This is a genomic window from Castellaniella defragrans (assembly GCF_014203015.1).
Classification (GTDB): domain Bacteria; phylum Pseudomonadota; class Gammaproteobacteria; order Burkholderiales; family Burkholderiaceae_B; genus Castellaniella; species Castellaniella defragrans.
On record NZ_JACHIB010000003.1, the window covers coordinates 216,067 to 232,841 of the forward strand.

Consider the following 16,775-nt stretch of genomic DNA (forward strand, 5'->3'; position numbering starts at 1 on the left):
AAGCATGACATCCCACACCGATCCGACGACGGGCGCCGAGGCCCTGCTGGGGTTCGCCCGGGCGCTGCTGGGCGGCGGCATCCGCGTCGTCGACCTCACCCAGACCCTGACGCCCGAATTCCCGCAGATCGCGCTGCCGCCCGAATTCGGCCAGTGCTGGCCTTTCCGCATCGAGGAAGTCTCGAAATACGACGAGCGCGGGCCGGGCTGGTACTGGAACAACTTTTCCTGCGGCGAGCATACCGGCACGCACTTCGACGCCCCCATCCACTGGATCTCCGGCCGCGACCTGCCCAACAACTCGGTGGACACCATCCCGGTGCGCCATTTCGTGGCGCCCGCCTGCGTCATCGACTGCTCGCCGCAGGTGAAGGACGACCCCGACTACCTGCTGACCATCCAGGACATCGAGACGTGGGAGGCCGCGCACGGCCGCATCCCGGCGGGCTCGTGGGTGCTGATGCGCACCGACTGGTCCAAGCGCACCGACCCGAAGGAATACCAGAATTACGACGAGACCGGCCAGCACACGCCCGGACCCAGCGCCGAGGCCGTGCGCTTCCTGATCGAGCAGCGCGACGTGCTGGGGTTCGGCTCCGAGGCGATCGGCACCGATGCCGGCCAGGGCTACCATCTGCGCCCGCCCTATCCCTGCCACTACCTCATGCATGGCGCCGGCCGCTACGGCCTGCAGTGCCTGTGCAACCTGGACCTGCTGCCCGCCAGCGGCGCGGTGCTGATCTGCCCGCCGCTGAAGATCGAGAAGGGCAGCGGCAGCCCCCTGCGGGTGCTGGCCCTGGTGGCGGACGCCTGAAGCGGGTGCCTCCCCCGATTCCCGGCATGCCGTCTTTATCGTTGATGAGTAAATTTTTTATAACTTAATACTTCGGTCCTCTCCCTTTCTGAAGGAGCCCATGATGAAGTCTCTTCGTTCCCTGCGCGCCCTGGCCGCCACCGTCTCGGCCACGGCGCTGGTCGCCGCGGTTCCCTCGGCCCGCGCGGCCGATTACAAGGTCGGATTCATCACCTCCCTGGTGGGTCCGGTCTCCTCCCTGGGCATCCCCTACCAGAAGGGCATCAAGGCGGGCCAGGCCTACCAGTCCGAGATCGACGGCAAGAAGGTCCAGCTCATCCAGCTCGACGATGCCTCCGACCCCAGCACGGCGGCGCGCAACGCCCGCAAGCTGATCGAGGAGGACAAGGTCGATGCCATCATCGGCACGGCCGGCTCGCCCGGCGCTCTGGCCATCGCCGCGGTGGCGCGCGAGTCCAGGACGCCGCTGATCTCGATCGCCCACGCCGACCTGTCGGGAGCCGAGGCCGAGTGGGTCGTGACGGTGCCGCAGCCCGCCACCCTGATGATCAGCGCCGTGGTCGATCACATGAAGCAGGCCGGCGTCCACACCCTGGGCTACATCGGCTTCTCGGACGCCTGGGGCGACCAGGTCTACGAGGCGCTGGAGAAGACCACGCCGCAGGCGGGCATCAAGGTCGTGACCAACGAGCGCTACGCGCGCGGCGACGCCTCGGTGGCCGGCCAGGTGCTGAAGATCGTCTCGCAGCGCCCCGACGCCGTGATCACGGGGAACTCGGGCACGCCCGGCGCGCTGCCCTACCTGGCGCTGGCCGACCGCGGCTACAAGGGCAAGCTCTACGGCACCCACGCCCTGATCAATCCGGCCTTCATCAACGTCGCGCGCAGTTCCGTCGAGGGCCTGCTGGCGCCCACCGGCCCGGTCATCGTGGCCGAGCAGCTGCCCGAGGACAATCCCATCCGCAAGGTGGCGATGGCCTATCGCGACGCCTACCAGAAGGCCAACGGCGCGCCGGCCGCCGACGCCTTTTCCGCCTATTCCTTCGACGCCTGGCTGATCTTCCTGGACGCGGCCAAGCGCGCCTCGGCCACCGCCGAGCCGGGCACGCCGGAATTCCGCGTGGCGCTGCACGACGCGATCAACAGCACCAAGGAGCTGGTGGGCACCCACGCGGTCTACAACTTCCGGCCGGACACGACCTACGGCACGGACGAGCGTTCCCGTGTGGTGGTCAGGCTTGAAAAGGGCCAATGGAAGCTGGTGCCCTGAGCGAGGCCGGTCCCCGAGGCGGCGGCCCGGCCGCCGCCATTCCCGGTTCCTGGAGAGAGCGATGAATTTGTTTCTGGAGACATTCCCGGCGCCGCCGCGCGTGCTGCGCTGGCTGATCCTGGCGGGCGCGGCCTGCCTGTCGATGAGCGCCTCGGGGGCGGAACTCAAGGTGGGCGTGATCAGCTCCCTGTCCGGGCCGGTCTCGGCGCTGGGGATCCCCTACGAAAAGGGGATCCGCGCCGCGCATGCCCGCTTCCCCGAGGTGGCCGGTCACCGGGTGGAACTCATCGTCCTGGACGATGCCTCCGACCCGACCACGGCGGGGCGCAATGCGCGCAAGCTGGTCAACGAGGACAAGGTGGACGTGCTCATCGGCACCTCGGGCGTGCCCGGCGCGATGGCGATCGCCGCCGTCGCGCAGGAGCTGAAGACGCCGCTGATCTCGCCCACGCCCATCTCGCTGCCTGGCCGGGAACACGACTGGACGGTGGCGGCCTCGCAGCCGTTCGAGCTGATGGTGTCGGCCGTGGTCAAGCGCATGAAGGCCGAGGGCGTCAGGACCGTGGCCTTCATCGGCTTCTCCGACGCGCTGGGGGACCTGGCCTACGACTCGCTGGTCCGCAGCGCCGGCGAGCAGGGCATCGAGGTGGTGGCCAACGAGCGCTATGCGCGCGGCGACATGTCGGTGGCTGGCCAGGTGCTGAAGATCATGGCCAGGCGGCCGGACGCCGTGTTCGCCGGCAACAGCGGCACGCCCGGCGCGCTGCCGTACCTGGAGCTTGCCAACCGCCGCTATGCCGGGCGCCTCTACGGCACCCACGGCCTGATCAACGCCGATTTCGTGCGGGTGGGCGGCCGTTCGATCGAAGGCCTGGAGGTGCCCAGCGGACCGGTGCTGGTGGCCGAGCAATTGCCGGCCGGCGATCCGATCCGCGCGGTCTCGATGGCGTTCCGCGCCTCGTACCGGCAGCTTTATGGCGCGCCGCCGACGGACGCCTTCTCGGCCTACACCTACGACGCCTACCTGGTGCTGGCCGACGCCGCCGCGCGGGTCGGCGCGGACGCGGGGCCGCCGGGCACGCCGGCCTACCGGCAGGCGCTCAAGGACGCCATCGTGTCGACGCGGGAGCTGGCCGGCACGCACGGCATCTACAACTTCGGGCGCGACAGCCGCTACGGCTCGGACGAGCGCGCGGTCGTCATGGTGCGCATGGAAGGCGGGCAGTGGAAGCTGGCCGCGCAGCCCAAGCCGCCGGGCCGCTGAGCGGCGGCCCGCGGCGATGAAACGAAGGGATTTGACATCATGACATGGGATATCGCCCTCATCCTGGGCATCGACGGCCTGGCCAACGGCGCCATCTACCTGCTTGCGGGGCTGGGGCTGGTGCTGGTCTTTTCGGTCACGCGCGTCGTGTTCGTGCCGTTCGGGGACATCGCGGCCTTCTCCGCCCTGAGTCTGGCGGCCTTCGAGGCGGGCCAGGTGCCGCCGACCATCGGCCTGGTGGCTTTCCTGGCCGCGGCGGCGCTGCTGACGGAAGTCGGCAGCCTGGCGCGCAAGGGCGAGGGGCGCCGCATTCCCCGCGCGCTGCTGCTGTGGGGCGTGCTGCCCCTGCTGCCCTGCCTGATCGCCTGGGCGGCCGCGCGCTTCGGGGCGCCAGCGCCCGTCCAGGTGGTCGCGTCGGTGCTGCTGGTGGTGCCGATGGCGCCGCTGCTGGCGCGCGTGGTGTTCCAGCCCATCGCCGACGCCTCCGTGCTGGTGCTGCTGATCGTGTCGCTCGCCCTGAGCTTCCTGCTCTCGGGCCTGGGCCTGCTGTTCTTCGGTCCCGAGGGCACGCGCACGGCGCCCCTGGCGTTGGGCTCGCTGGCGCTGGGCGACGGGGTCGAGGTCGGCGGCCAGGTGATCCTCATGGTGGGCACGGCGATCGTGCTCAGCGGCCTGTTCTTCCTCGCCTTCGAGCGGACCGCGATGGGCAAGGCGCTGCGCGCCACGGCGATCAACCGCGTGGGCGCGCGGCTGGTGGGGATCCGTCCCGCCCGCACCGCCATGCTGGCCTACGGCTATTCCTCCCTGCTGGCGGGGTTCATCGGCATCCTGATCGCGCCCGTCACCACCATGTACTACGACTCGGGCTTCCTCATCGGCCTGAAGGCCTTCGTGGCCGCCATCATCGGCGGGCTGGTGAGCTATCCGGCCACGGCCCTGGGCGCCCTGGCCGTCGGCCTGTTCGAGAGCTTCGCGTCTTTCTGGAGCGGCGCGCTCAAGGACGCGATCGTGTTCAGCCTGCTGATTCCCGTGCTGATGGCGCGCTCCTACCTGGCACGCCACCACGAGGAAGAAGCCGAGGAGATCGATCAATGAAACCGTTCGCACCCAGGATCCTCGTGGCGGTGCTGATCGCCGCCCTCATCCTCGCGCCGCTGTTCGCGGGCACCTTCACCGTCTCGCTGCTCAACGAGATCGGCATCGGCGCCCTGGTCGCCCTCGGGCTGGTGCTGCTGACCGGCGTGGGCGGCGCGACCTCCTTCGGCCAGGCGGCGTTCGTCGGCATCGCCGCCTATGCCAGCGCCTGGCTGACGACCGCGCAGGGGATGTCGCCCTGGCTGGGCCTGATCTTCGCGCTGGCGCTCACGGGGCTGTCCGCTCTGGCCATCGGCATGCTGACCCTGCGCCTGGGCGGGCACTTCCTGGCCCTGTCCACCATCGCCTGGGGCCTGTCGATCTCCATGCTGTTCGGCAATCTCGATGCCCTGGGCCGGCATACCGGCCTGTCGGGCATCCCGCCCGTGACGATCGGCGGCTGGTCGCTGATGGAGCCGCAGGCCATGTACTACCTCGTCTGGACGGTGGTGGGCCTGGCGTTCCTGTTCAGCCGCAACCTGCTCGACTCCCGTCCGGGGCGCGCCATCCGCGGCCTGCGCGGCGGCGCGACGCTGCTCGCCAGCGTCGGCGCGGACGCCTACCGGCTGCGGCTGTCCCTGTTCGTCACGGCGGCGCTGCTGGCGGGCCTGGCGGGCTGGCTGTACGCGCACATGAACCGCTTCGTCAGCCCCTCGCCGTTCAGCGTGCACGCCAGCATCGAATACCTGCTGATGGCGGTGGCCGGCGGCCTGGGCAGCCTGGCCGGCGCCCTGGTGGGCTCGGGCCTGGTGCTGGCCCTCAAGAACGTCCTGCAGGACGTGCTGCCGTGGCTCACGCAGCGCTCCGGCCAGCTCGATTCCATCGTGTTCTCGGCCCTGTTCATCGCGCTGCTGCACTTCGCCCGCGGCGGCCTGATGGCCTACGTGCGCCGCTGGCGGCGGCGCCATGGCGCGGGCCGTCCGGCCGCGGCGCCCGTGGCGCCGGCCCGGCCGCTGCCCAATCGCGCCATGCCGGCCCGCGGGACGCCGATCCTGTCGGTGCAGGGCGCGGTCAAGCGCTTCGGCGGCCTGGTCGCGGTCAACGACGTCAGCTTCGAGCTGAACGCGGGCGAGATCCTGGGGCTGATCGGGCCCAACGGCGCGGGCAAGTCCACCATGTTCAACCTGCTCACCGGCACGATTCCCATGACCTCCGGGCGGGTGCGGTTCCTGGGGCGCGACGTGTCCGGCATGCTGCAGCTGGAAATCGCCCGCCTGGGCCTGGGGCGCACCTTCCAGCACGTCAAGCTGCGCCCGCACATGAGCCTGCTGGACAACGTCGCGCTGGGCGTCCATGCCAGGACACGGCCCAGCATGCTGCGCGCCGGCCTGCGCCTGGACCGCGAGGAAGAGCGCCGCATCCTGTACGAGGCGCGGCGCCAGCTCGACCGGATCGGCCTGGGCGACCGCGCCCATGAAATGGCCGGCAGCCTGCCGCTGGGCACCCAGCGCATCCTGGAGATCGCGCGCGCCCTGGCCTCCGATCCCGTCCTGCTGGTGCTGGACGAGCCGGCCGCGGGCCTGCGGCGCCAGGAAAAACTCGCCCTGGGCGACCTGCTGCGCAAGCTGCGCGAGGAAGGCATGACCATCCTGATCGTGGAGCACGACATGGATTTCGTGATGAATCTGGTGGACCGGCTGGTGGTGATGAACTTCGGCTCCAAGCTGGTGGAAGGCGTGCCGGCGGCCGTGCGCGCCGACGAGCGGGTGCAGGCCGCCTATCTCGGGGGGACGGTATGAGCGCGACGACAGGGACGCCGATGCTGGAAGTGGGGGACCTGCGGGTCGCGTACGGGCGCGTCGAGGCGGTGCGCGGGGTTTCGATCGCCCTGCAGCCGGGCCAGATCGTCTCGGTCATCGGGCCCAACGGCGCGGGCAAGACGACGCTGCTGTCGGCGGTGATGGGCCTGCTGCCCTCGCGCGGCACGCTGCGCTTCGAGGGCGAGGACCTGGCCGGCCTGGACGTCGAGTCGCGCGTGGAGCGCGGCCTGTGCCTCGTGCCCGAGACGCGCGAGCTGTTCGGCGAGCTCTCGGTGCTGGACAATCTGCGCCTGGGCGCGTATTCGCGCCGGCTGCGGCCGCAGGCCCTGCGCGGCCGCCTGGATTCGGTGTACGCGCGCTTTCCGCGGCTGGCCGAGCGGCGCTCGCAGCGGGCGGACACCTTGTCCGGCGGCGAGCGCCAGATGCTGGCGGTCGGGCGCGCGCTGATGTCGGCGCCGCGCCTGCTGATGCTCGACGAGCCCAGCCTGGGGCTCGCGCCGCTCATCGTGCGGGAGATCCTGTCCATCGTGCGCGCCTTGCGCGAGGACGGCGTGTCGATCCTGCTGGTCGAGCAGAACGCCCGCGCCGCGCTGGAGAGCTCCGATTTCGGCTACGTGCTGGAAACCGGCGAGATCGCCCTGTCGGGCGATTCCGCGGCGCTCGCCGAGGATGCGCGCGTGCGGGCCACTTATCTTGGAGGAGGCACCGATGACGATGCATGAAGGACTGCCGCCCGCACAGCGGACCGTGCCGCGGATGCTGCTGCGCCAGGCGGCGCTGTTCGCCGGGCGGCCGGCCCTGAAGCTGGGCGCGGCCCGCTGGACGCACGCGGATGCGGCGCCGATCGCGGCGCGGCGGGCAGGCGCGCTGCGCGCGGCCGGCGTGGGCCGGGGCGACCGCGTGGCGATCATGAGCGCCAACCGCGAGGAATTCCTGGAGGCCTTCCTCGGCTGCGGCTGGTCGGGCGCGGTCGCCGTGCCGGTCAACACCGCGTCCCGCGGGCCGCAGATCGAATATTTTCTGGCCAACAGCCAGGCCCGGCTGCTGGTGATCGAGGCGCAGTACCTGGACCGGCTGGCGACGGCCGACCTGGGCAAGACTTCCCTGCGGCAGATCTGGGTGCTGGACGGCGCCGGCGCGGCGGGGGCGATCGGCGAGGTGCCGGCGGCGCCGTGGCCGCCGGGCGGGCCGGCGCTGGAGGCCGAGGCGGTGGGGCCGGGCGACACCCTGGCGATCCTCTACACTTCCGGCACCACGGGACCGTCCAAGGGGGTGCTCTGCCCGCATGCGCAGTACTACTGGTGGGGCGTCAACACCCTGCGCGTCCTGGGCGTGACGCAGGACGACGTCCTGTGCACCACGCTGCCGCTGTTCCACATCAATGCCCTCAACACCTACGCGCAGGCGGCGCTGGCCGGCTGCGAGGTGGTGTTCGAGCCGAAATTCTCGGCTTCGGGCTTCTGGACTTCGATGGCCGCCTGCGGCGCGACCGTCGTATACTTGCTCGGCGCCATGGTGCCGATCCTGCTGGCGCAGCCGTCGGCGCCGGCGGAGCGGGCGCATCGCGTGCGCATCGGGCTGGGGCCGGGCGTGCCCGCCGAAGCGGGCGAGACGTTCCGCGCGCGCACCGGCGTGCAGCTGCTCGAAGGCTATGGTTCGACGGAAACGAATTTCGTGATCGGCACCGCGCCGGATTCGCCGCGGCGCGGGGTGATGGGGTGGGTCCTGCCGGGCTTCGAGGCGCGCGTGGCCGACGAGGACGACGTGGAAGTGCCGGTCGGCCAGGCCGGCGAACTGCTGGTGCGCGCGCACGAGCCCTATGCCTTCGCCTCGGGATACTTCAACATGCCCGAGAAGACGGTCGAGGCCTGGCGCAACCTCTGGTTCCATACCGGCGACCGGGTGCTGCGCGAAACCGACGGAGCGTTCCGTTTCGTCGACCGGATCAAGGACGCAATCCGCCGAAGAGGGGAAAATATCTCGTCTTTCGAGGTCGAACAAGTGCTGCTGAGTCATCCGGCCGTGGCGGCCGCCGCCGTCTATCCCGTCGGCTCCGAACTGGCCGAGGACGAGGTCATGGCCGCGCTGGTCGCGCGTCCCGGCCAGGTCCTGGACCTGCCGGAACTGGCGGTCTGGTGCGAGTCCCGGCTGCCGCATTTCGCGGTGCCGCGCTACATCGACGTGCTGGAAGACCTGCCGCGCACCGAGAACGGCAAGATCCAGAAGTACAAGTTGCGCGAACGCGGCGTCACCGCGGCCACCTGGGAACGTCCCCAGGCGCCGCGCAGGCAGCGGGCTTGAGCGCGGATGATTGTTCCAGGCCCGGGGGCGGCACGGCTCCCCCGGCGCAAGATGACGGAGCCCGACATGGCCGGCAATTCGATCGAAAGGAGGGGATGCGCGTGACCGCTCATGCCAAACATTTCCGACTGGTGCAGTCCCTGGGCGATGACCACATCGGCCTGGAGGCGCGCGCGCAGATCGACGATCACATGGAAACCAAGATCTGGCTGCGGCTGCTCGCCTGCAGCACGCAGATCGAGCACCAGATCCGCCAGCTGCTGCGCGTGCGCTTCGCCACCAGCCTGCCGCGCTTCGACTACCTGGCCCAGCTCGACCGTCACCCGGACGGCCTGCGCATGAACGTGCTGTCGCGCTACCTGATGGTGACCGGCGGCAACGTGACGGGGCTGACCGACCAGCTCGTCAAGGAAGGGCTGGTGCGCCGCATCGTCAATCCCGAGGATCGCCGCTCCTGGCGCGTGACGCTGACCGACAAGGGGCGCGCCGAGTTCGCGGTCATGGCCGCCGAGCACGAGCGCTGGCTGGTCGGGATGTTCAAGGGCCTGCCGGTGGAAAGCCGCGACGCCCTGTACGAGCACCTGGGCCATTTGCGGGTCCTGCTGGCGAACCGCCAGGCCGAGGTCGAGACCGAGGCCGCGGCGAGCCCGCCCCGGCGGCGCGGGAGCAAGACGAGCGCCTGATTCGGGATAGTCCCTATTGATGCGTTCCGTCGCATTCAATAGCATCATAACTAAATATATGATTTTGGATTGATTTAGAGCAGTAGAAACAAGCGGCAAGGAGCAGCACCGCCCCGGCACGTACGCAAGCACTTTCCGGGGTCGTTTTTCCGGACATTTAATTCAAAAATCAATTGAAATCGGAAGTAATTTCGCAGGGCGCATCCGCGGTGCGATGCGCGGTCCGGCCCGCCGGGCCGCCCTGCGAAACCGCCACCGACAGATGGAGACAAGACGATGAGCGACATTCTTTCCCTGCCCGCGGGCGTGCGCGCGCACGGCGCCGAGCTGGACCAGCTCCTGCGCGACGTCCATGAGCGCCGGCGGGAATTCGAGGCCCTGGGCTACGTGCCGCAGGACATCATCGACCGGTTCAAGGCCATGGGCGTCTACCGTTCGCTGGTTGCGCGGCGCTTCGGCGGAGACGAATGCTCGCCCGCCGAGTTCTGCCGCCTGATCGAGCGGATTTCCCAGGCGGACGGCTCGACGGGCTGGGTCGCCAGCTTCGCCATCGGCCCGATCTACCTGTCGGCCCTGCCGGTCCCCACGCTGGAGCGGCTGTACGCCGAGGGCGGCGTGGACCAGGTCTTCGCCGGCGGGATCTTCCCGCCGCAGCCGGTCCAGGCCGTCGAGGGCGGGTACAAGGTCTCCGGGCGCTGGCATTTCTCCAGCGGCAGCATGGGGGCGGACGTGGTCGGCGTGGGCATCATCCCGCCCGCCGAAGGCGGGGCCGCGCTGCCGCGCATGGCCGTCATGCGCCGCGACCAGATCCGCATCGAGCAGAACTGGGACGTCATGGGCCTGAAGGCCACCGGCAGCAACGATCTCGTGGCCGACGGCGTCGTGGTGGCGCAGGACTGGACTTTCGTGCGGGGCGGCGCCTCGTCCCTGGACACGCCGCTGTACCGCTATCCGGCGCTGGCCTTCGCGGCGCAGGTCCTGGCCGTGGTCGCGCTGGGCATCGGCCGCGCGGCGATCGACGAAGTCCTGCAGATGGCCGGCGGCCGCAAGTCCGTCACCGGGGCGCCCAACCTGGGCGAGCGCGTCTACGTGCAGCTGGAGGTCGCCCGGATCGAGGCCGAGCTGCGCGCGGCGCGCAGCTGGTTCTACGAGGCCATCGACGACATCTGGCGGGTGCTGGTGGCCGGCGGCAGGCCCGAGGACCACCTGGTCAGCATGCTGCGCCTGTCGGCCACGCATGCCGCGCGGGTCGGGGCCGACGTGGCCCGCCGCGCCCAGATGCTCAGCGGCATGACCGGCGTCTACGAGGCCAGCCCGCTGGCCCAGCAGGTGCGCGACGCCCAGATGGTGACCCAGCACGCCTTCATGGGCGACATCACCTACCAGAACGCGGGTGCCATGCGCTTCGGCCTGGCGCCCCTGCCGGGCTATCTTTGAGCGTGGCCCGTCCCGATTCCATACCAGGAGGATGACATGGAAGACAAGAAACCCCTGCGCGTGCTGTTCTGCATCGGCGTCAATCAGAATTTCATGGACGGCACCGCCGCAGACATGAAGGATGTCTGGGTGGCCTTCCTGGCCATGATGCGCGGCATCCGGGACCTGCCCGGCGTGCGCGTGCTGGGCAATCTGGACGACGACCGGATCATGGTCGGCCCGTCGGTCCAGTTTCCCTGGACCACCTACGTGCTGGCCGACGTACCCGACTTCGAGACCGTGGTCGAGGCCTGCAACCTGTTCCGCGCCACTCCGGTGGGCGACGGCACGTACAAGCTGTGGAAGTACATGCGCGTCGAAGCCCGCGTCGGGCGCGAGCTGGTCATCGATTGACGCCGGCCCCGGCGCCCCCCGCGGCGGGCGCCGGGACCCGGCCCTCTCAGGAGAGACATCATGGATCGGATCGCACTCGTGACCGGCGCCGGCCAGGGCCTGGGGCTCGCCATCGCCGGGCGCCTGCACTCGGCGGGATTCCAGGTGGCCGTCACGGACCACCGGCTGGATATGGCGCAGCGGGCGGCGGCGCAGATCGACGCCCGCGGCGAAGGCGTGCTGCCCCTGCGCCTGGACGTGACGCGCAAGGAAGACTTCGAGGCGGCGCTGGCCGCCGTCCTGCAGCGCTGGGGCGGTCTGCAGGTCCTGGTCAACAACGCCGCCATGACCAAGGCCACGCCCGTGATGGAGATCGGCCCCGAGGAATTCGACGCGGTGCTGGCCACCAACCTGCGCGGCACGCTGTTCGGCTGCCAGGTCATGGGCGCCCACATGGCCGAGGCCGGCTACGGGCGGCTGATCAACATGGGCTCGCTGGCCGGCCAGAACGGCGGCACGGCCACCGGCGCGCACTATGCCTGCTCGAAAGGCGCGATCATCACGCTCACCAAGATCTTCGCGCGCGAGCTGGGCCCGCGCGGCGTCACGGCCAACGCCATCTCGCCCGGCCCGATGGACCTGCCCTCGGTGCATGCGCTCGTCCCGCCGGAGAAGCTGGAGCAGATCGTGCAGGGCATCCCCGTGCGGCGCCTGGGCGACCCCCAGTTCGTCGCCGACCTGGTGGTGCGGCTCGCCTCGGAGGACGCCGGCTTCGTCAACGGCGCCAACTGGGACGTCAATGGCGGACTTTTCATGCGCTAGCCGCCGCGCGGCGCGGACGGATGCGGGGCGGCCCGCGCAATCGAATCCCCGAAGGAGCGGATCATGAACGTGAACGAATTTCGGATTGCGGCACCCACGCCAGAGCCGATCGCCTGGCGCTGGACGTGCGAGATGGACGATCAGGAGAGCACCATGGCAGATGCAGACGCATTCCGCAACGCGATGGCCCTGCTGGCCGGCGCGGTCAACATCATCACCACCGACGGCCCCAGCGGCCTGGCCGGCTTCACCGCGACCGCGGTGTGCAGCGTCACGGACCAGCCGCCCACGCTGCTGGTCTGCATGAACCGCTCGTCCTTCGCGCACCGGTTCTTCGAGGGCAACAACGTGCTGTGCGTCAACGTGCTGGGCGCGGCGAACAAGGAAGCGCCGGCGCTGTTCGCGGACCGCAACGTCCAGATGGAGGACCGCTTCGCCCGCGTCCAGTGGAGCCGGCTCGCCACCGGCAGCCCGCTGATCGACGGCGCCGTGGTCAGCTTCGACTGCCGCATCAAGAACACCAGCGTGGTCGGCTCGCACAGCATCTTCCTCTGCGAGGTGCAGGACATCCGGCGCGGCGAGGCGCAGGGCGGGCTGGTGTATTTCAACCGCGACTACCATCCGGTGGGCTTCGGCGAGCCGCCGGTCCCGCCGGCCAGGAAGAATTGATGCGCGGCCCGACCGAGGCGCGCTCGAGGCGCGGTCCGCCGCGCGGTGCGGCCCCGTGCGCCGGCCGGGTTCCGGATCGGCAGGACGATCGGCAGGACGATTGACAGGTATTTACTTTACAAGTAAATTAAATACAAATAAATTAAACCCGAGATACCAGGAGACATGAGATGAAGATCGTTTGCATCGGTGGCGGGCCGGCTGGTCTGTATCTGGCCCTGCTCATGAAGAAGCTGGACGCGCGGCACGAGATCGTCGTGGTCGAGCGCAACCGGCCCTACGACACGTTCGGCTGGGGGGTGGTGTTCTCCGACGCCACCATGGACAACATGCGGCAGTGGGACCGCGAGACGGCCGACGAGATCCAGGAGGCCTTCAACCACTGGGACGACATCGAACTGCGCTTCAAGGGCCGCACCATCCGCTCGGGCGGCCACGGCTTCGTGGGCATCGGCCGCAAGAAGCTGCTGAACATCCTGCAGGCGCGCTGCGAGCAACTGGGCGTGGAGCTGGTCTTCGAGACCGAGGTGGACTCCGACGAGGACTATCCGGACGCGGACCTGATCATCGCCAGCGACGGCATCTTCTCCAAGATCCGGGGCAAGTACGCCGACACCTTCCAGCCGGACATCGTCACGCGGCCGAACCGCTACATCTGGCTGGGCACGAACAAGCTCTACGACGCCTTCACCTTCGACTTCCGCAAGACCGAGCACGGCTGGTTCCAGGCGCACATCTACAAGTTCGACGAGAAGACCACCACCTTCATCGTCGAGTGCCCCGAGCACGTCTGGCTGGCGCACGGCCTGGACAAGGCCGACCAGCAGCAGTCGATCGCCTTCTGCGAAAAACTGTTCGACGAGGGCAACCTGGAAGGCGCGAAGCTGATGACCAACGCGCGCCACCTGCGCGGGGCCGCGTGGCTGAACTTCCAGCGCGTGGTGTGCGGACAGTGGTGGCTGAAGAACGCGCACGGCAGCCACGTCGTGCTGATGGGCGACGCGGTGCACACGGCGCACTTCGCCATCGGCTCGGGCACCAAGCTGGCGATCGAGGACGCCATCGAGCTCACGCGCCAGTTCCAGCTGCTGGGCGACGACGCGGCGCACATTCCCGAGGTGCTGGCCGCCTACCAGGAAGCGCGCCGCATCGAGACCCTGCGCCTGCAGAACGCGGCCTGGAACGCGATGGAATGGTTCGAGGTCTGCGGCGAGCGCTATTGCGACCAGTTCGAGCCCGAGCAGCTCATGTATTCCATGCTGACGCGCAGCCAGCGCATCAGCCATGAAAACCTGCGTCTGCGCGACAAGGAATGGCTGGAGGGCTACGAGCGCTGGTTCGCCGAGCGCGCCCGCGCGCCCGCGCCGGCCGGCCGCGCCACGCCGCCCATGTTCACCCCCTGGACGGTGCGCGGCCTGACGCTCAAGAACCGCGTCGTGGTCTCGCCCATGGCCCAGTACTCGGCGGTGGACGGCACGGTGGGCGACTATCACCTGGTGCACCTGGGCGCGCGCGCGCAGGGCGGCGCCGGCCTGGTGTTCGCCGAGATGACCTGCGTGAGCGCCGAAGGCCGCATCACCCCCGGCTGCCCCGGGCTGTACAAGCCCGAGCACACGGCGGGGTTCAAGCGCATCGCCGACTGGATCCACGAACACACCGACGCCAGGTTCGGCATCCAGATCGGCCACGCCGGCGCCAAGGCGTCCACGCGCCGGGCCTGGGACGGCATCGACCAGCCGCTGCCGGAGGGCAACTGGCCCCTGATCTCGGCCTCGCCGCAGCAGTACCTGGAAGGCGTGAGCCAGGTCTCGCGGGCCATGACGCGGGAGGACATGGACGCGGTCAAGGCGCAGTTCGTGGCCTCGGCGCGCGCCGCCGACGAGGCGGGCGCCGACTGGCTGGAGCTGCACTGCGCCCACGGCTACCTGCTGTCGTCCTTCATCTCGCCGCTGACCAATCAGCGCACGGACGAGTACGGCGGTCCGCTCGCCAACCGGCTGCGCTATCCGCTGGAGGTGTTCGAGGCGGTGCGCGCGGTCTGGCCGCAGCACAAGCCGATGTCGGTGCGCATCTCCGCGCACGACTGGGTCGAGGGCGGCATCACGCCCGCCGACGCGGTGGAAGTCGCCCGCGCCTTCAAGGCGGCCGGCGCGGACATGATCGACGTGTCCTCGGGGCAGGTGAGCAAGCGGGAAAAGCCGGTCTACGGGCGCATGTTCCAGACGCCCTTCGCCGACCGGATCCGCCAGGAGGCGGGCATTCCCACGATCGCGGTGGGCGCGATCAGCGAGGCCGACCACGTCAACAGCATCCTGGCCGCCGGCCGCGCGGACCTGTGCGCGGTGGCGCGCCCGCACCTGGCCAATCCGGCCTGGACCCTGACCGAGGCCGCCAAGATCGGCTACATCGGCGTCCAATGGCCCCGGCAGTACCGCACGGCCAAGCAGCAGATGGAAAGCAATTTCGCGCGGGAAAAGGCCGCGCAGGCGGCCGCCGTGGCGGCGAGCGCCATCCACCAGCCGGCCGCTCCGGCGGGGGGCGCCCTGCACGAGCCGGCCGTCGCGGCGGGGAGCGTCTGAATGAGCGCGGAGACGCTCGGGCGCCATGTCCTGGTCACCGGCGGCGGCCGCGGCATCGGGGCGGCCGTCGCCCTGCGGCTGGCGGCCGACGGCTGGCGCGTGACGGTGCTGGGGCGCAGCCCCGAACCGGTCCGTGCCCTGGCGGCGCGCGATCCCGGGCGCCTGCACGCCGTGACCGCCGACGTGGCCGACGCGCAGCAGGTCGCCCGCGCGCTGGCCGACGCCCAGGCGCGCTTCGGCCCGGTGCAGGCGCTGGTGAACAACGCCGGCCAGGCGGAAAGCGCGCCCTTCCTGAAGACCGGCGCCGAGCTGTGGCAGCGCATGCTGGCGGTGAACCTGACCGGGGTGATGATCTGCACGCAGGCCGTCCTGCCCGGCATGCTGGAAGCCGGCTGGGGCCGCATCGTCAACGTGGCGAGCACGGCCGGGCTGGCGGGCTACGCCTACGTGTCGGCCTATTGCGCCGCCAAGCACGGCGTGATCGGCCTGACGCGCGCGCTCGCCCTGGAACTGGCGGCCCGGGGCGTCACCGTGAATGCGGTCTGCCCCGGCTACACCGATACCGACATCGTGCGCGAGGGCATCGCGCGCGTGGTGGCGAAGACCGGCCGCGATCCGCAGGACGTGCGCGCCGAGTTCGTCAAGACCAATCCGCAGGGCCGCCTGGTGGCGCCCGAGGAAGTGGCCGATGCCGTGGCGTGGCTGTGCGGCGAGGGGGCCGGCGCGGTCACCGGACTGTCGCTTCCCGTCTGCGGCGGCGAGGTCATGTAGCCCGATGGCGCGTCCCCGCGCGCAACGACGAGGAGAATCCCCGATGAGTGACGACCATACCGATCCCCGGCTGCTGGCCGGCAATCGCCGCCCCATGGCCGGCTACCAAGCGACCCACTTCCTGTGGACGGTGGAGCAGGGCGTGGCGACGATCACGCTGAACCGCCCCGAACGCAAGAATCCGCTGACCTTCGACAGCTACGCCGAGCTGCGGGACCTGTTCCACCGCCTGAAATGGGCCGACGACGTGAAGGCCGTGGTGGTCGCCGGCGCCGGCGGCAACTTCAGCTCGGGTGGCGACGTGCACGACATCATCGGCCCGCTGGTGCGGCTCAAGGCGCCGGAACTGCTGATGTTCACCCGCATGACGGGCGAGCTGGTCAAGACCATGCGCGCCTGCCCGCAGCCCATCGTCGCGGCGGTGGACGGCGTGTGCGCCGGGGCGGGCGCCATCGTCGCCATGGCCTCGGACCTGCGCCTGGGCACCGCGCGCAGCAAGACGGCTTTCCTGTTCAACCGCGTCGGCCTGGCCGGCTGCGACATGGGCGCCTGCGCCATCCTGCCGCGCATCGTGGGCCAGGGCCGCGCGAGCGAGCTGCTCTACACCGGCCGCAGCCTGGGCGGCGAGGAAGGCGAGCGCTGGGGGTTCTTCAACCGCCTGTGCGAGCCCGAGGCCCTGCTGGCCGACGCGCAGGCGCTGGCGGCGCAGCTCACCCAGGGCCCCAGCTTCGCCAACGGGATCACCAAGACCATGCTGCACCAGGAATGGGCCATGACCATCGAGCAGGCGATCGAGGCCGAGGCCCAGGCCCAGGCGCTGTGCATGCTGACCCAGGATTTCACGCGCGCCTACGAGGCCTTCGTGGCCAGGCGGCAGCCGGTCTTCGAGGGGAACTGAG

At 70.1% G+C, this 16,775-nt stretch carries 15 protein-coding genes; all 15 read left to right on the top strand.

Features of this window, described 5'->3' with window-relative positions:
- The first annotated feature begins 4 nt into the window (after window positions 1-4).
- The 15 genes from HNR28_RS03580 (at window position 5) to HNR28_RS03650 (ending at window position 16,774) form a co-directional block, all read left to right on the top strand.
- Window positions 5-814: a cyclase family protein gene (locus HNR28_RS03580; RefSeq protein ID WP_151024462.1), complete on the top strand. Its 810-nt coding sequence runs from the start codon at window positions 5-7 to the stop codon at window positions 812-814.
- Window positions 815-917: 103 nt separating this feature from the next.
- Window positions 918-2,084 carry an ABC transporter substrate-binding protein gene (locus HNR28_RS03585; protein ID WP_151024471.1) on the top strand — a complete coding sequence of 389 codons (1,167 nt, stop codon included), beginning with the start codon at window positions 918-920 and terminating at the stop codon, window positions 2,082-2,084.
- Window positions 2,085-2,145: 61 nt separating this feature from the next.
- Window positions 2,146-3,348: an ABC transporter substrate-binding protein gene (locus HNR28_RS03590; RefSeq protein ID WP_170288452.1), complete on the top strand. Its 1,203-nt coding sequence runs from the start codon at window positions 2,146-2,148 to the stop codon at window positions 3,346-3,348.
- Window positions 3,349-3,387: 39 nt separating this feature from the next.
- Window positions 3,388-4,443, top strand: a complete 1,056-nt coding sequence (locus tag HNR28_RS03595; protein ID WP_151024461.1) for a branched-chain amino acid ABC transporter permease — start codon at window positions 3,388-3,390, stop codon at window positions 4,441-4,443.
- Window positions 4,440-6,221 (top strand): branched-chain amino acid ABC transporter ATP-binding protein/permease, encoded by a 1,782-nt coding sequence (locus HNR28_RS03600; protein ID WP_151024460.1) that lies wholly within the window; start codon window positions 4,440-4,442, stop codon window positions 6,219-6,221. Before HNR28_RS03595 ends, HNR28_RS03600 begins: the two co-directional genes overlap by 4 nt.
- Window positions 6,218-6,964, top strand: coding sequence for an ABC transporter ATP-binding protein (locus tag HNR28_RS03605; RefSeq protein ID WP_043684246.1), 747 nt, complete (start codon window positions 6,218-6,220; stop codon window positions 6,962-6,964). The genes HNR28_RS03600 and HNR28_RS03605 overlap by 4 nt, the downstream gene beginning before the upstream one ends.
- Window positions 6,951-8,543 (top strand): ATP-dependent acyl-CoA ligase, encoded by a 1,593-nt coding sequence (locus HNR28_RS03610; RefSeq protein ID WP_184142494.1) that lies wholly within the window; start codon window positions 6,951-6,953, stop codon window positions 8,541-8,543. Before HNR28_RS03605 ends, HNR28_RS03610 begins: the two co-directional genes overlap by 14 nt.
- 101 nt (window positions 8,544-8,644) lie before the next feature.
- Window positions 8,645-9,226 carry a MarR family winged helix-turn-helix transcriptional regulator gene (locus HNR28_RS03615; RefSeq protein ID WP_242404208.1) on the top strand — a complete coding sequence of 194 codons (582 nt, stop codon included), beginning with the start codon at window positions 8,645-8,647 and terminating at the stop codon, window positions 9,224-9,226.
- A gap of 276 nt (window positions 9,227-9,502) precedes the next feature.
- The gene (locus HNR28_RS03620; RefSeq protein ID WP_043684242.1) at window positions 9,503-10,663 is read left to right on the top strand and encodes an acyl-CoA dehydrogenase family protein; all 1,161 of its coding nucleotides are present in this window, start codon (window positions 9,503-9,505) and stop codon (window positions 10,661-10,663) included.
- 36 nt (window positions 10,664-10,699) lie between these two features.
- A complete protein-coding gene (locus HNR28_RS03625; RefSeq protein WP_043684240.1) occupies window positions 10,700-11,056 on the top strand; it encodes a hypothetical protein in 357 nt (118 codons plus the stop codon).
- Between the two features lie 57 nt (window positions 11,057-11,113).
- Window positions 11,114-11,857: an SDR family NAD(P)-dependent oxidoreductase gene (locus HNR28_RS03630; RefSeq protein WP_198408322.1), complete on the top strand. Its 744-nt coding sequence runs from the start codon at window positions 11,114-11,116 to the stop codon at window positions 11,855-11,857.
- A 153-nt stretch (window positions 11,858-12,010) separates the two neighbouring features.
- Window positions 12,011-12,526, top strand: coding sequence for a flavin reductase (locus tag HNR28_RS03635; RefSeq protein WP_043687586.1), 516 nt, complete (start codon window positions 12,011-12,013; stop codon window positions 12,524-12,526).
- 170 nt (window positions 12,527-12,696) lie between these two features.
- The gene (locus tag HNR28_RS03640; protein WP_084330718.1) at window positions 12,697-15,105 is read left to right on the top strand and encodes a bifunctional salicylyl-CoA 5-hydroxylase/oxidoreductase; all 2,409 of its coding nucleotides are present in this window, start codon (window positions 12,697-12,699) and stop codon (window positions 15,103-15,105) included.
- Entirely contained in the window at window positions 15,106-15,876 is a 771-nt protein-coding gene (locus HNR28_RS03645) for an SDR family NAD(P)-dependent oxidoreductase (RefSeq protein WP_043684235.1), read from the top strand.
- Window positions 15,877-15,919: 43 nt separating this feature from the next.
- Window positions 15,920-16,774 carry an enoyl-CoA hydratase family protein gene (locus HNR28_RS03650; RefSeq protein WP_043684234.1) on the top strand — a complete coding sequence of 285 codons (855 nt, stop codon included), beginning with the start codon at window positions 15,920-15,922 and terminating at the stop codon, window positions 16,772-16,774.
- Window position 16,775: the final 1 nt, after the last annotated feature.

Bases quoted from the DNA above. Each gene is read 5' to 3' on its own strand.
- HNR28_RS03580 (WP_151024462.1), top strand. From the start codon at position 5: ATGACATCCCACACCGATCCGACGACGGGCGCCGAGGCCCTGCTGGGG.
- HNR28_RS03585 (WP_151024471.1), top strand. From the start codon at position 918: ATGAAGTCTCTTCGTTCCCTGCGCGCCCTGGCCGCCACCGTCTCGGCC.
- HNR28_RS03590 (WP_170288452.1), top strand. From the start codon at position 2,146: ATGAATTTGTTTCTGGAGACATTCCCGGCGCCGCCGCGCGTGCTGCGC.
- HNR28_RS03595 (WP_151024461.1), top strand. From the start codon at position 3,388: ATGACATGGGATATCGCCCTCATCCTGGGCATCGACGGCCTGGCCAAC.
- HNR28_RS03600 (WP_151024460.1), top strand. From the start codon at position 4,440: ATGAAACCGTTCGCACCCAGGATCCTCGTGGCGGTGCTGATCGCCGCC.
- HNR28_RS03605 (WP_043684246.1), top strand. From the start codon at position 6,218: ATGAGCGCGACGACAGGGACGCCGATGCTGGAAGTGGGGGACCTGCGG.
- HNR28_RS03610 (WP_184142494.1), top strand. From the start codon at position 6,951: ATGACGATGCATGAAGGACTGCCGCCCGCACAGCGGACCGTGCCGCGG.
- HNR28_RS03620 (WP_043684242.1), top strand. From the start codon at position 9,503: ATGAGCGACATTCTTTCCCTGCCCGCGGGCGTGCGCGCGCACGGCGCC.
- HNR28_RS03625 (WP_043684240.1), top strand. From the start codon at position 10,700: ATGGAAGACAAGAAACCCCTGCGCGTGCTGTTCTGCATCGGCGTCAAT.
- HNR28_RS03635 (WP_043687586.1), top strand. From the start codon at position 12,011: ATGGCAGATGCAGACGCATTCCGCAACGCGATGGCCCTGCTGGCCGGC.
- HNR28_RS03640 (WP_084330718.1), top strand. From the start codon at position 12,697: ATGAAGATCGTTTGCATCGGTGGCGGGCCGGCTGGTCTGTATCTGGCC.
- HNR28_RS03645 (WP_043684235.1), top strand. From the start codon at position 15,106: ATGAGCGCGGAGACGCTCGGGCGCCATGTCCTGGTCACCGGCGGCGGC.
- HNR28_RS03650 (WP_043684234.1), top strand. From the start codon at position 15,920: ATGAGTGACGACCATACCGATCCCCGGCTGCTGGCCGGCAATCGCCGC.